Annotated in this window: 9 protein-coding genes and 1 pseudogene; 5 read left to right on the forward strand and 5 right to left on the reverse strand. The window is 70.9% G+C overall.

All coding sequences use genetic code 11. The annotated features are described in order from the left end of the window. Positions 1-191: 191 nt before the first annotated feature. Positions 192-617: an RDD family protein gene (locus tag E4P41_RS19270; RefSeq protein WP_135142855.1), complete on the reverse strand. Its 426-nt coding sequence runs from the start codon at positions 615-617 to the stop codon at positions 192-194. Between the two features lie 237 nt (positions 618-854). On the opposite strand from E4P41_RS19270, the gene glnA reads away from it, so the two are divergent. Further along, complete coding sequence (gene glnA, locus E4P41_RS19275) at positions 855-2,288, forward strand: type I glutamate--ammonia ligase (protein WP_135142856.1); 1,434 nt, start codon at positions 855-857, stop codon at positions 2,286-2,288. Between the two features lie 34 nt (positions 2,289-2,322). Here glnA and E4P41_RS19280 read toward each other — a convergent pair whose 3' ends face one another. Together E4P41_RS19280 and mobF are read right to left on the reverse strand one after the other, a co-directional pair. After that, positions 2,323-3,447, reverse strand: coding sequence for a site-specific integrase (locus tag E4P41_RS19280; RefSeq protein ID WP_135142857.1), 1,125 nt, complete (start codon positions 3,445-3,447; stop codon positions 2,323-2,325). A gap of 247 nt (positions 3,448-3,694) precedes the next feature. Continuing rightward, a pseudogene (mobF, locus tag E4P41_RS19285) lies at positions 3,695-7,401 on the reverse strand (MobF family relaxase). 1,435 nt (positions 7,402-8,836) lie between these two features. Between mobF and E4P41_RS19290 the strand changes: the two are divergent. From E4P41_RS19290 to E4P41_RS22385, 4 genes are all read left to right on the forward strand, one after another. Further along, positions 8,837-9,229, forward strand: a complete 393-nt coding sequence (locus E4P41_RS19290) for a GntR family transcriptional regulator (RefSeq protein WP_209307811.1) — start codon at positions 8,837-8,839, stop codon at positions 9,227-9,229. Positions 9,230-9,241: 12 nt separating this feature from the next. Then, entirely contained in the window at positions 9,242-10,129 is an 888-nt protein-coding gene (locus tag E4P41_RS19295) for an ABC transporter ATP-binding protein (RefSeq protein ID WP_135142858.1), read from the forward strand. Beyond that, entirely contained in the window at positions 10,126-11,079 is a 954-nt protein-coding gene (locus E4P41_RS19300; protein ID WP_135142859.1) for a hypothetical protein, read from the forward strand. The genes E4P41_RS19295 and E4P41_RS19300 overlap by 4 nt, the downstream gene beginning before the upstream one ends. A gap of 73 nt (positions 11,080-11,152) precedes the next feature. Next, the gene (locus tag E4P41_RS22385; protein ID WP_167761185.1) at positions 11,153-11,317 is read left to right on the forward strand and encodes a hypothetical protein; all 165 of its coding nucleotides are present in this window, start codon (positions 11,153-11,155) and stop codon (positions 11,315-11,317) included. Positions 11,318-11,326: 9 nt separating this feature from the next. Here the strand turns inward: E4P41_RS22385 and E4P41_RS19305 are convergent, their stop codons facing one another. Both E4P41_RS19305 and E4P41_RS19310 read right to left on the reverse strand, forming a co-directional pair. After that, positions 11,327-12,355 carry a Shedu immune nuclease family protein gene (locus E4P41_RS19305; RefSeq protein ID WP_209307812.1) on the reverse strand — a complete coding sequence of 343 codons (1,029 nt, stop codon included), beginning with the start codon at positions 12,353-12,355 and terminating at the stop codon, positions 11,327-11,329. Positions 12,356-12,427: 72 nt separating this feature from the next. Next, positions 12,428-12,680 (reverse strand): hypothetical protein (locus tag E4P41_RS19310; RefSeq protein WP_209307813.1); only part of this gene is annotated, 253 nt, incomplete at its 5' end.

The following is a 12,680-nucleotide window of genomic DNA, read 5'->3' on the forward strand; positions in this document are numbered from 1 at the left end:
GCACCAGCGGCTCGATCAGCGCCCACTGCGCATCGGTCAGGTCCGAGGGGTAGGCCGGGGAAGAGCCCATGTCCCACCCTGGCGCACAACACCGAACCTGTCAGCCCGCTTTCTCAACACGCTCTGACAGCGGACGTGCCTGCGCTGTCTCCCGCGTGACGAGTGCCCGTGCCAGCAGGCGCGGGGCTCTCCTACTCTCGATCCTCGACGACGGCGGTGTCGGTGAGCCGGTCGTGCAGCCCGCGCCCGTCGGCGTCCACCACCAGGGCGGGCACCAGCAGCATGAGCAGCGCCGTCCGGACGACGGCCCGCCACGGCGCCAGCCGCTGCCCCGACCGCGGGTGCGCCAGCCGCAGGCCCAGCAGCCGCATGCCCGGCGTCTGCCCGAAGACGACGAGGGTGACCACCGTGATCAGCCCGAACGACAGCAGGCTCCAGTTGCCGGGCAGCTCGGGGGCGGTGAACAGGCCGGCGACCAGAGCCGCCGTCACGGCGTCGACGAGGAAGGCGCCGACCCGGCTGGAGAACGTGGCCAGCGAGCCGGGCCCCTCGGCCGGCAGCCCCAGCGCGGCGCCGCGCCGGCGCTCCTGAGAGGGTGGCTGTGCGTCCCCGACCATGACGCTCAGCGTAGAGAAAGGACCACCCTCCCCCCCACGTCTCGGAGGCGGACCCCGTCCTCCCCACCCCTCGCAGGCTCCGGGCGGGCCCCTGGACGGGGCCGGCTGCGGGGCCCTTCAGGGGGCCCGGCGACACGCCAGGTGTCGTTGTTACCGGCCCGAAACACCGGAGACACCGGAGGGCAACCGCCCGCTCGTACGTTCGCCACCGGCTGTCCGCCCCAACCCGGAGGATCGATGTTCACCAGTCCCGACGAGGTGCTCGCCTACATCCGCGACAACGACGTGGCTTTCGTCGATGTGCGGTTCTGCGACCTGCCCGGCGTCATGCAGCACTTCACCGTCCCGGCGGCGTTCTTCGGCGAGGATGCCTTCACCGAAGGCCTCGGATTCGACGGCTCCTCGATTCGTGGCTTCCAGGCCATCAATGAGTCGGACATGCTGCTGCTGCCCGACGCCAACAGCGCCTTCGTCGACCCGTTCCGCCGGCACAAGACACTGAACATGAACTTCTTCATCCACGACCCGATCACCCGGGAGGCCTACAGCCGCGACCCGCGGAACGTGGCGAAGAAGGCCGAGGCATACCTGGCCAGCAGCGGCATCGCCGACACCGCATACTTCGGGCCCGAGGCGGAGTTCTACGTCTTCGACTCTGTCCGGTACGACACCGGGATCAACGAGGGCTACTATCACATCGACTCGGCCGAGGGGTCGTGGAACTCCGGTGCGCTGGCCGATCCTGACGGCGCGCGCAACCGCGGCTACAAGGCCCGTCTCAAGGGCGGCTACTTCCCGGTCGAGCCCTACGACCAGCAGAGCGACCTGCGCGCCGACATGATGCTCAACCTCGCCGGGGTCGGGCTCCAGCTCGAACGGGGCCACCACGAGGTCGGCACCGGCGGCCAAGCCGAGATCAACTACAAGTTCGACACCCTGTTGGCCTCGGCCGACAGCCTGATGCTGTTCAAGTACGTCGTCAAGAACACCGCCTGGGCGCACGGCAAGACCGCCACTTTCATGCCCAAGCCGCTCTACGGCGACAACGGCTCGGGCATGCACTGTCACCAGAGCCTCTGGCGGGACGGCGAGCCGCTCTTCCACGCCGAGACCGGCTACGCAGGCCTGTCGGACACCGCCCGCCACTACATCGGCGGCCTGCTGGCGCACGCGCCGTCGCTGCTGGCCTTCACCAACCCGACGGTCAACAGCTACCACCGCCTGGTGCCCGGCTACGAGGCCCCGATCAACCTCGTCTACTCGGCCCGCAACCGCTCGGCCTGCTGCCGCATCCCGATCTCCGGTGACAGCCCGAAGGCCAAGCGCATCGAGTTCCGCGTGCCCGACCCGTCGGCCAACCCCTACCTCGCCTTCTCGGCGATGCTCATGGCCGGTCTCGACGGCATCAGGAACAAGATCGAGCCGCCGGCGCCGGTGGACAAGGACCTCTACGAGCTGCCGCCCGAGGAGGCCCTGGGCATCGAGAAGGTCCCGGCCTCGCTGGACGCCGTCCTCGACAACCTGGAGACCGACCACGAGTACCTGATCGACGGCGGGGTGTTCACCCCCGACCTGATCGAGACGTGGATCGAGTACAAGCGGGAGAACGAGATCGACCCCATCCGCCTCCGTCCGCACCCGCACGAGTTCGCGATGTACTACGACATCTGATGAGGATGGCCCTCTGACCTGCTATTTCTCGGGATCAGGGTTCGTCAGTCCGCAGACAGTCCGCACGAGCCGCCAGCACTGCACCCACGGCGGCTCGTGCGGACTCGTCGCTGTCCGGCCACAGGTGGCCGTAGGTGTCCAAGGTCGTCTTCGCCGACCCGTGCCGGAGCCGATGTTGGACGACTTTCACGTCGAGGCCGCTACCGATGAGCAGTGAGGCCAGGTAGTGCCGGAGGTCGTGGAAGCGGAACCCTTCCGGCAACTCTTCGACTTTCGGTCGCGCCGCCCGCACCGCCCGTTCGATGGCCCACGTCGAGGATTGCCGCCCAGCGCCGTCCGTGACGACGTAGTCGCCGCCCCACCTGGCCACCGCAGCGGAAAGCTCGAGCGCCAGCTCGGACGGGATCGGCAGCGGGGTCCGGCTGGTTTCGGACTTCAACGGCTCGCCGTCCCGCTGCTGCACTGGCCTGACGACGCCCCGCATGAAGTCGACGTCGGCCACCCGGAGGCCGACAGCCTCGGCCGTCCGCAGACCGACGAAGGCGCCGAGCAGGATCGCCGGTCGCAGGTGCTCGGCGACGGCATCGTGCAGCGCCCACACCTGCTCGGTGGTGGCGACGTAGGGGCGGGGCTTGCCGGCGCCCGGAGTCGTGCGTCGGGAACAAGGGTTGCGCGCCAGGATGCCGTCATGGACGGCGTCGCTCATCAGCTGTGACAGCCGGTTGTGGAGCGCGTAGACGTAGCTGTCAGCAAGGCCGTCAACCTTGAGCCTGGCCGTCCAGGACTTCACATCCGACGGGCGCACCGCAGCCAAGGGACGGTTGCCGAAGGTGGTCGTGATCTGCGCGATGTGTACCCGCGCTTGTCGAACGGTTCTGGGACGCCTGCTGGCGTAGCCGGACAGCCATGTCTCGCACCACTCCCCCACCGTCGTCTTGACCGCAGCGGGGTGCACGTACGTCCCCTGCAGCAACTGCGCCGTCTGCTCGTCGAGCCACCGCTGCGCGTCCCGCTTCAAGGCGAACGCCTTGGTGACCTCGCGTCCCGAGGGGTCGCGGAGGTGCGACAGGTAGCGCAACCCCTTGCCGTCGCGCGCCGTCGGTACGAGCTTTCCGGTGGCGCGGTCCATCCTGCGCCAGCGGGCGATCACTACGGCCATGGTTCATTCCTCCTGCTGTCGCGGGCGCCGCTGGACGTCGACGACGGATGCGGGTGTCCGAGCGACAGTGCACTCAGGTGCCGACACAACACTTCTCGTCAAGATGGACCGGCGCGCCTGTGACCGTGCTGGGCGTCGATCCGGTCCAGATCGTCGAGGCGGTAGAGGACGCGGCGGCCGAGGTGAGCTGTCCGATCCGGCGCCGTTCTCGTCCCGGCGTGTAACTGCACTTCACGTGGTCGTCTACTCATCGTGGGATGCCGTGGCCCGGGGAGCGATGCCGGTAGAGGGAAGGCACCTCCTCGGGGCCGGGTGAGCGCACGGCCCCGGTCGGCCCGGTGGACCGGCCCGCGGTCTTGCGCGCAACCGCGCGTTCGACGTCCTGGTGGGAGTCGCGCTGGGCGCGCCAGGTGTCGTGCTCGCGGGCAAGCCGGTGGGGCGGCAGGGCGCGCACGGCCGGTTCGGCGGTCAGCGCGGTGATGTGGGTGCGGGCCTTGGTCAGCTGCTGGGACCTGTCGACGACCTCGCGGTCGAGGTTGGTCAGCAGCGCTACGGGGTTCGAGGCGAAGGCGAGCGGTCCCAGCGGGATCAGTCGCTCGTCGCGCCGGTGACGGGCGTCGGCCAGGGCACGCCGCGCCTCCTCGGCGGTGTGCCGGGCGGTATCGGCAACCGCATGCAGCTGCGCCTGCTCCGGATGGCGGTGCTCGGCCGTGCGGCGGGCGGCGGTGTCGAACGCCTGCCACAGCGCGGCACGGTCGTCGTATCCGCCGGCCTCCTGGGAGAGCTCGGTCGGGTCGGTGGGCAGGTCGGGCCGATGTGGGCGCCACCGGTCGGCCCAGTCGGTCAGCTGCTCGGTCGCGCGGGCGACGGCGGCCCGGCGCAGGTGCAGCCGGCCGGGTCCGTCGAGCACGACCCGGGCCGCGGCGCGGGCGGCCGGGCGGTCGCCGTCCCAGGCGGTGAGCAGGCTGTCGCGGATGCGGTCGGCCTCGGCGGCGACCGCTCTCATGCTGGCCTGGGCCGTCTGCTTCGCCCGCTCGGCGACAAGTGCCGTCTGCCGACACTCGGCGTCGAGTCCGGCGAGCTTGCCGGCATGACCGGCCTCTTGTGCGACGACTTGGCGCAGGGTGTCGCGCCACGGCTCGAGCAAGGCCAGCTGGTCGGCGCAGCGCTGCTCGACCGACCACGCCTGGTGCAGCTCGGCCAGCACCTGCTCCAGCGGACGGGGGCTGGCGTAGGCGGCGGCCTCGGCGGCGGCCTGCTCCGCGGCGTGCGCGGGGCCGAGGTCGGCCCGGTCGCGGGCGGACACCGCGATCCACTGCTTCCGCGCCTCCTCGGCGTCGGTGGCCACGAGGTGGGCGGTGTTGTTCTTGCTGCCGCGGGTCATCCCGACGTAGGCGGTCGCGGCGCCAGTGGACTCGCCGATGACCAGGTGCGCGGCGGGAACTGTGTCGCCCTGGACGCCGTGCGCGGTGCTGGCGTAGGCCAGCTCCACGTGCTCGGCGACGTAGTCGGCGGGCAGCGTCCGCTGCCGCGACACCGCAGGGGTGACACCGGCCGGGGGAACGTTTCCCCGGTCGCGAGCGGCGGGGGTGACAACGAGCCCGCCGCCATCGACGGCGGTGACGGTCCAGGTGTGGCGGTTGGCCACGCCCAGGCCGCGGTCGTTGCGGCGGGTGGCGACCCGGTCCCCGACGCCAATCCGCTGCCCCGCCGCGGTAACGACGACTCGGGTGTCGTCGACCCGGCGGTCGGCGACCAGCCGCTCGCGGACGGCGGCGTTGAGGGCGGCGGCCTGCTCACGGGTGTCCACCACCACCGCCACCGGTTCACCCTCGGCGGAGGAGCAGACGGCGGTCGCTGCCAGCGCCTCCTGCAGCGTCGCCGCGTCGGGATGCAGCCGGATGTGGCCGCGTGCGGCGAGTGCGTCGAACACCGTTCCGGGGTCAGTGCCGGCGCGCATGGCCAGCGTCAGCTCGGCGTAGGCGGTGTCCGGCACGTTGTGGCCGGCGCTGTCGGTGCGGATGAAGCGGTGCACCCGGTCTAGGGTCAGCACCGCGGCCGGGTCGGCGTGGCGGACTGCCAGGGCGAGCAAGCCGCCGCGGCCTACCACGGCCAGCTGCCGGCGGTCACCGAGCAGGGCCACTCGCGCCCCGCATTCGTCAGCGACGGTCAAGAGCGCGCGGGCGGTGTCCTGGTCGAGCATCCCAGCCTCGTCGACCACCAGCAGATCCCCGGCGTGCAGCCGCGCCCCCTCCTCGGGGCCGGTGTGGACGCTGCCGGTGACCGGGTCGGTCTGGCCGGCGGTGAGGCGGGTCCAGGTGCCGTCGCCGGTCCAGCGCCAGCCGTGCTGGTGCACCAGCCACGCCGCCGACCCCGCGGCGGCGCCGACCTCCTGCTGCACGACCTGGGCGGCCTTGAGCGTCGGGGTCACCACCGTGAGCCGCCGTCCCCGCTCCTCGAGGAGAGCGCGGGTGGTGGTCAGGGTGGTGGTCTTGCCTGCGCCGGCGGCGCCCTCGACCACCACCAGCTGCCGGTCGCCGACCAGCGCCGCGACCGCCGCGGACTGTCCCGCGTCCAGCCGGCGCGCGTCGGTGACCAGCTCGGCCGCCGAGGTCAGCTCCCCACCAGACGGGGCCAGGTCAGTCAGCCGGAGAGTGAGGTCGAGGTCTCCTTCCAGGTCGGCGTCCGGGACGCCGATGCGGGCGGTGAGCCGGGCGGTCAGCTCGGCCTCGACGTCGAGCACCTGCTGGCATGTCAACGCCCGGATGTGCTCGGGCACGCCGTCGCGGTCCAGCAGCGGAACGCAGCGGGCAAGGGCGCGGGCGGTGAGGTCCTCGGCCAGCTCGATGCGCACCGCCGGCTCTGCCACTACCCCGGCAGCAGCGATCAGCTGCTCGACCTCGCCCCGGACATCGGCGGCGTTCCACGCCGAGCGGCCGGCAGCCAGCCGTGCCAGCACCCGGCCGACCGCCCTGTCGCGGTCCAGCGCGCCGACCGGCGTGGGCGCCAGGTCCACCGGCCGGTCGCGGTCGCGATACCCGAGCGCGGCCAGCTCGCCCATCCACCGGGCGGTGAGGTCCTCGCCGGGCTGAGGGGTGACCTTGTCGGGGCGGCCGTCGGCCCAGGCGCGAGCGTCCCAGGTGCGGCGCAGCGCCGGTCCCGGCGTTTCGCCGGGGTGCGCCGCGGTCCATTCGGATTCGTAGCGGTCCACATTCCGGGCGATCTGTGTCGCGCGGGCGCTGAACGGCCCGAGGACGTCCGACAGTTGCCGTATTTCTCCCTCGCTGTCCAACGTGTATCCGTGCGCGGCGAGCGAGGTCCGGAATTGCGGGTCGCAGGCGACCGCGGCGTGCCCGATTCCGTTAATCGCGGTCAGGAAGTCGCGGACCCCGATGGTGTGCAGCCCACGCCATTTGCCAGCTGCGAACACGCGGGCGTTGACCTGCAGATGAAGGTGCCGGTGCGGACGCCAGCGCGGGAGGTGTAGTGCCGCACCGTGACGGCCTCCAGTACCTCGACCGGTATCTGCACCTGACCGCCACGCGGCCCGACCCGGGTGGTGGCGTGCTCGGCGAGCCAGCCGATGACCTGCTCGGCGGCGCGGTCCTGCGCTGCGTCGTAGGCGGCAGCGAGGTTCTCGTGCAGCGCTGCGGCGAGGGACCAGGACTTCGGGCCGTTGACCACGACCTCGACGAACCGCACCGCGCGATCGTCGGTGCGCAGCCAGCCACGCGGCTCACCAGTGTCGGGATCCAGCCCGGCCACCCAGGCCTGGTAGCCATCCCCGGCCAACGGCGCCAGCTCCTGCACTTGCCCATCGGTGCCGGTGGCGTAGCGGCGGGCCAACCCGGCGTCCTCGGTCAGGTAGTAGTCATCCGCCCGGCCCCGGCCAGCCTCCACGTAGTGCCGGGCAGCGGCCGACGAGCCGGCGTACACCTTGATACCGCCGCGCATTGTCAGCGTCGCCCAACGATGGCCAACACGTCACCCCTAGAAACGGCGAAAGGCCCCGCGAAGCGGGGCCCGAACGTCTACCGAAGGTAGCATTCGTGCCGTTCCTCGGTAAAGGCTTGAGGGTTATCGGTAAGGGTTGGTCGTTATGGGTAGAGAGTCGTCGCGAGTGTTATCTCATTGGTAATCTTATGGCGACTGTCGATTGCATGGGGATGTCGATTGTCCGGCTACGGCCGCTGACGACGCTGAACTGCGCGATGCACCCGGTTCGCGGTAACGCAGCGGCTCCTGCAACACGATGGCTTGGCTGTCGAGCAGCTGGCGGACGACGCCGGTCTGCCGGTCCGCAGGGTGTCCCGTTTGTCCTCCCCCTGCGGGACTGCTCACCGGGCGGGTCTTACGGGACGGCGGCCGAGAGGCGCGTGCCCTGGCCTGCGGTGTCCCCGGTTGGGTTCCTCCTACGGGCGCCGTGACGAGCGTCTCCGTCGCCATCTCTCCCCTCACCGCCAGCCCGTGATGACGCTCCCGGCGCCACGTCACTGCCCGCTCGGGAGTCCGCGGGTCCTGCTCGGTTCCCAAGTCGACCCTCCGCATAGCCTTGGCGCGAGGAGGTCGACCATGCCGCTGCCTACCACGTGTCCACGATGTGACGCTGCCCTCGCTCGCGGACACATCGCCGGTCAGATGGTCCACCTCAACTGGATCGCCGCGGGCGACTCCGTTGGGCTGACCACCCTCGGCAAGCAGCACCTGGCCACCGGATCGCTTTTCCGCCCGCCGATGCTCTCCGCCGCCCGATGCCGGGCATGTGGCTTGGGCGTCTTCGAGGCTTAAGCGGGGGCCACGGACGGCAGGATCGGTCTGCGAATGTGACCCGACCGGCTGGCCGCCGAGTCCTGCCGCGCGCCCAACCGCCGCGGGTGACTGGGCCATCGGCGCGGTGGCCGGTGGAGCGCCCCGAGGACGGTGCAAGTCATGGCGCTACGCGCGTCGAGCGGCCCGCCGAGGACGTGGGCGGGATTGCTGGCGGCCAGGCTTTCGGCGGTTGCCCGGGGGACTGCTGCAGCTTCGATTGACGGCGGTTGGGACTGATCATGTCGCGACGGCGGCCTGAGTAGCCAAGGCGAGTTCGACCTCGCTCGGAGTCAGATGGCCGAGGGCGCGCTCTCGGCGGCGGCGGTTGTAGGTGTGTTCTGCCGTGCCAGGACTCCATGGCGGCGTTGTCGCCGGCCGAAGCGACCCGGCCCATGGATTCCTGGAGCCCGGCGACGCATCGCAGAACGGCGCAACCCTGCTGGACATGTCCGCGACCGGTCGAGAGAACGGCGGAGGACGTGAGCAGCACGCCGACCGACGCCATTCCGCACCGGTCGGCGGGTCCGCCACGACGGCGCCCAGCGGCCTGATACGTTCGCGTCATTCCACTAGCTATTTAGTGAAAGAGGCCGACGTGATCGAGTTCCGCATCAACCGGACGTCCGGGACGCCGACCTATCTACAGCTGGTCCAACAGACGAAGCAGGCGCTGCGGCTCGGTCTGCTCGGCGTCGGCGACCAGTTGCCCACCGCCAAGGAAGTTGTGGCGGCCACTGCCATCAACCCCAACACCGTGCTCAAGGCCTACCGCGAGCTGGAGCGGGAGGGGCTCGTTGAACCGCGCCCCGGCGCCGGCACGTTCATCCGCCAGTCGCTGGCTCACCCCGGGGGCGAGGTCGATTCACCACTCGGTGTTGAGCTGGCCGACTGGGCCGGAAGAGCAAGGGACGCAGACCTGAGCCGGGAGGACGTCGAAGCCCTGGCGAAGGCAGTCCTCGACCAGACGTTCTGAAGGAGTTTGAAGGTGTCACACGCTGAGGAACCTGCCTTCGAGGCGGTCGGGCTGGGCCGGCGTTACCGCCGAGGGTGGGCGCTGCGCAACTGCTCGCTGCGGCTGCCGGTCGGCCGGGTGGCGGCGCTGGTCGGACCCAACGGGGCCGGCAAGAGCACGCTGCTCCACCTGGCGGTCGGTCTGCTCGCGCCCACGGAGGGAACGATCCGAGTGCTGGGCGACGAGGTGAGGGCCCGCGCGCACCCCCGGGTCGCCTTCCTGTCCCAGGACAAGCCGCTGTACCGGCGGTTCACCGTGGCGGACATGCTCTCCGCCGGCGCGGCGCTCAACGAGCGGTGGGACGCGCCGTACGCCGCCCGCCTGGTGGACGACGCCGGACTCCCGTCCCGGGCGCGGGTGGGCACGCTGTCCGGCGGTCAGCGCTCGCGCCTGGCGTTGGCGCTGGCGCTGGGACGGCGGCCCGAGCTGCTGCTGCTGGACGAGCCGCTCGCCGACCTCGACCCGCTCGCCCGCCGCGACGTGATGGCCACCCTGATGGCGGAGGTCGCCGAGACCGGCATGACCGTCCTGCTGTCCTCGCACGTGCTGACCGACATCACGGAGACCTGCGACCACCTCGTCGTGCTCGGCGGCGGCCGGGTCCAGGTGGCCGGGGGCATCGACGACCTCGTGGGTGGCCACCGGGTGCTGATCGGCCCGGCCCACCAGCTCGGCACCCACGTCCCGGCGGAGGTGGTGGTCGAGGCGCGGACGACGTCGCGGCAGGCCACCGTGCTGGTCGACGACCCGGGGCTGGCGCCCGGGCCGGACTGGGTCAAGCACGACGCCCAGCTGGAGGACCTCGTACTGGCGCACCTGCGCCGCGGTCAGCTCCCCGACACCGAGCAGGTGCCGGCATGACCTGGGTGGCGTGGCGTCAGCACCGGACCGCCGTCCTCAGCTCCCTGGGCGTCGTCCTGCTGATCGGGCTGGGACTCGTCGCGCTGCGGCTGGCGGCGACGTCGTCGATCCGGGAGCTGGGGCTGACCGGCTGCCTGCGCGACGGCTACTTCGACCCCGGCTGCCCGGCCGGCGCCCAGAGCGTGCTGGAGGACCGCTTCAGCTCACTCCTGTCCTGGCTGCCCCAGTTCCTGATCGTCCTGCCGGTGCTGCTGGGCGTGCTGGTCGGCGGACCACTGGTCGCCCGCGAGTTCGAGCAGCGCACGCAGCTGTTCACCCTGACCCAGTCCGTCGGACGCGCCCGCTGGTGGGCGGTCGAAGCCGCGGTCGTCGGGATGCCGGTCACCGTCGCGCTGCTGACCCTCGGGCTCGTCGTCGGCTGGGCTCGCGAGCCGCTGTACGTCCTGTCGCCCACGCGGTTGGAGTCGGGATGGTTCGAGACCACCGGCCTGGTGATGGGCGGCTACTTCCTGCTCGCCTTCTGTGCAGCCGCCCTCCTGGGCCTCGTGTTGCGGAACACCGTCGGTGCGATCGCGCTGGGCGTCGTCGCCTACCTGGTGCTCGTGCCGGCGCTGAGCATGCTCCGGCCGCACGTTCTCGACACCACGGTCGTCAGCGCGGCCCCGGGCACCGTCATGACCGACACCTACGTGCCTGCGGGATCCCGGGTGCTCGACGTCGGGTACCGCAGTGCCGCCGGTGAGCCCGTGTCACCCCGGTACGACCAGTGCGGTGAGCCGTTCAACCCGGCCACCTGCGCGGAGGAGCAGGGTGCTGTCAGCGAGCGGGCCGAGTTCATCCCACCGAGCCACTACTGGCCGCTGCAGCTCATCGAGACGGGGCTGGCCATCGCACTCGCGGCTGTAGCACTGCTGCTTGGACTGCTCCAGGTGCGGCGCCGAGTCATCTGACCTTCGGCTTGCGGACGGCTGATCGCCGGGTCGTCGGATGCCGGCCCCGTTGCCTTGCGGCACCATGCTCCTCATGGGGTTGAGTAGCGAAGAGGGGGCCACTGGTTACGGCGACCTGCATGCGACCGTCGTCGATGCCATCCGCTACGTCACCGCCGGGCAGTCGATCGAGGAGGCGGCGGACGAAGTCCTACAGCGGCTCCGGGATGCGGGCCTACCGATCCCCGACCGTCCGTAGCCCGATCGTTCAAAAGGGCGGCTCGTCAGGGGCCCACCGGTCCGGCTGGGTAGTCCAAGTGCTCTCGGGCTCCGCGCCTGGCGGCTCGTCGGCTGCCGATCCGTGCGCGGCGGCCTCAACGTGCCACTCGGCGCGTGCGACCAACTCGTCGAACGTGATCACCTCTGGCTCGTGCAGGTTCCGCCGGAACAACTCGAAGCTGCGGACCTTGTCTGGGATCGGACCACCGCCGTCGCCGGTCAGTTGGTCGAGCGAGCCGACGATCACGTACGACCGGGGCTGGAGGATGAACGTTCCCGTCCCCAGCAACTCGCCGTCGTCAGCCTGATCTTGGATGTAGTCGCCGAGTTCCCGGCTCGCAAGGTGGACGGTCTGCTGGACTTGGACCACGGCCCCTGCGACTTCCTTGGATGGCCCCCACGCCCCGGAGCGGTATTGCTCACCTTGCAGGCGGGTCTGATGGTGCTTGATCTCGGCGAAAGCGAGCGTACGTACGATGCCGGCGGTTCGGAGCAACGCGTCGGCCCGCTTGCCTACTCCCTTGATGCTTCTGCCGACGACAGTCTGCTCCAACTTTCCCTCCTCCCAAGAGGTCAGGAGCTGCCCGCCCAGGCCGATGCCGAGGACCCATGGGTTCGCTTCGAGCAACTGCTGCCAGGCCTTCTCCGGGCCACCGGCCGCCGCGTTCGCCTCCGCAAAGGAGTCATCGTCCTCCAGCCATCGGCGCATGGTGGCGGCGACCTCGCGACGGTGTTGGAGCGCGATCACGTCGCTGGCGTTGGCGTCGCTTTCGATGAGCGCGCGGAACCGCTCGGGGTCGTCGGCGTAGACACTCGCCATCGCGGTGGGGTCGGCGAACACGTCGCGGAGCAGTTGGTCGTCAACGCGCACGGTGCTGTCGCCCTCGATCGGGATAGCGTCGATGGCGCGCAACATGTCGATGAGGCTGGTCGCCTGCTCCCTGTCGAGTTCCAGCACCGTCTCCAGCCGGGTGAGGTCACCCGAGGTCGGAACCTTCTGGATGCGGAGCTTCCGCACGGCTCCCGCCTCGCGCGCCACCTGCAGCTGAAGCTGTTTCCGGCCGCCAGGAGTCGTGCTCGACTTTCGGGGTTATGCCGCGAGGGCGGGTTCGGCGGCGGCCCAGGCGGTGAGGACGGCGCGAATTTCGGTGTCGGTGGGCGGGACGGCTGTGGCCGGGGAAAAGCGCGCTGCGATGATCGTCTTGCGCAGGGCGGCGTGCATGTCGGCGTAGGACGGTTCGGCCTTGGTGGTGTACCAGGGGGCGGCGGCGCGGATGGCGGCGAGGTCGCCGGCCGGGTCGCCGTGGTCGGTGTACCAGAGCACGACGAGGGTCTGGACGAGC

Source organism: Geodermatophilus sp. DF01-2 (genome assembly GCF_004571065.1).
Lineage (GTDB): Bacteria > Actinomycetota > Actinomycetes > Mycobacteriales > Geodermatophilaceae > Geodermatophilus.

Excerpts from the sequence above, each read along its gene's own strand:
- E4P41_RS19270 (WP_135142855.1), bottom strand. The coding sequence starts at position 617 with ATGGTCGGGGACGCACAGCCACCCTCTCAGGAGCGCCGGCGCGGCGCC.
- glnA (WP_135142856.1), top strand. The coding sequence starts at position 855 with ATGTTCACCAGTCCCGACGAGGTGCTCGCCTACATCCGCGACAACGAC.
- E4P41_RS19280 (WP_135142857.1), bottom strand. The coding sequence starts at position 3,447 with ATGGCCGTAGTGATCGCCCGCTGGCGCAGGATGGACCGCGCCACCGGA.
- E4P41_RS19300 (WP_135142859.1), top strand. The coding sequence starts at position 10,126 with ATGACCTGGGTGGCGTGGCGTCAGCACCGGACCGCCGTCCTCAGCTCC.
- E4P41_RS22385 (WP_167761185.1), top strand. The coding sequence starts at position 11,153 with ATGGGGTTGAGTAGCGAAGAGGGGGCCACTGGTTACGGCGACCTGCAT.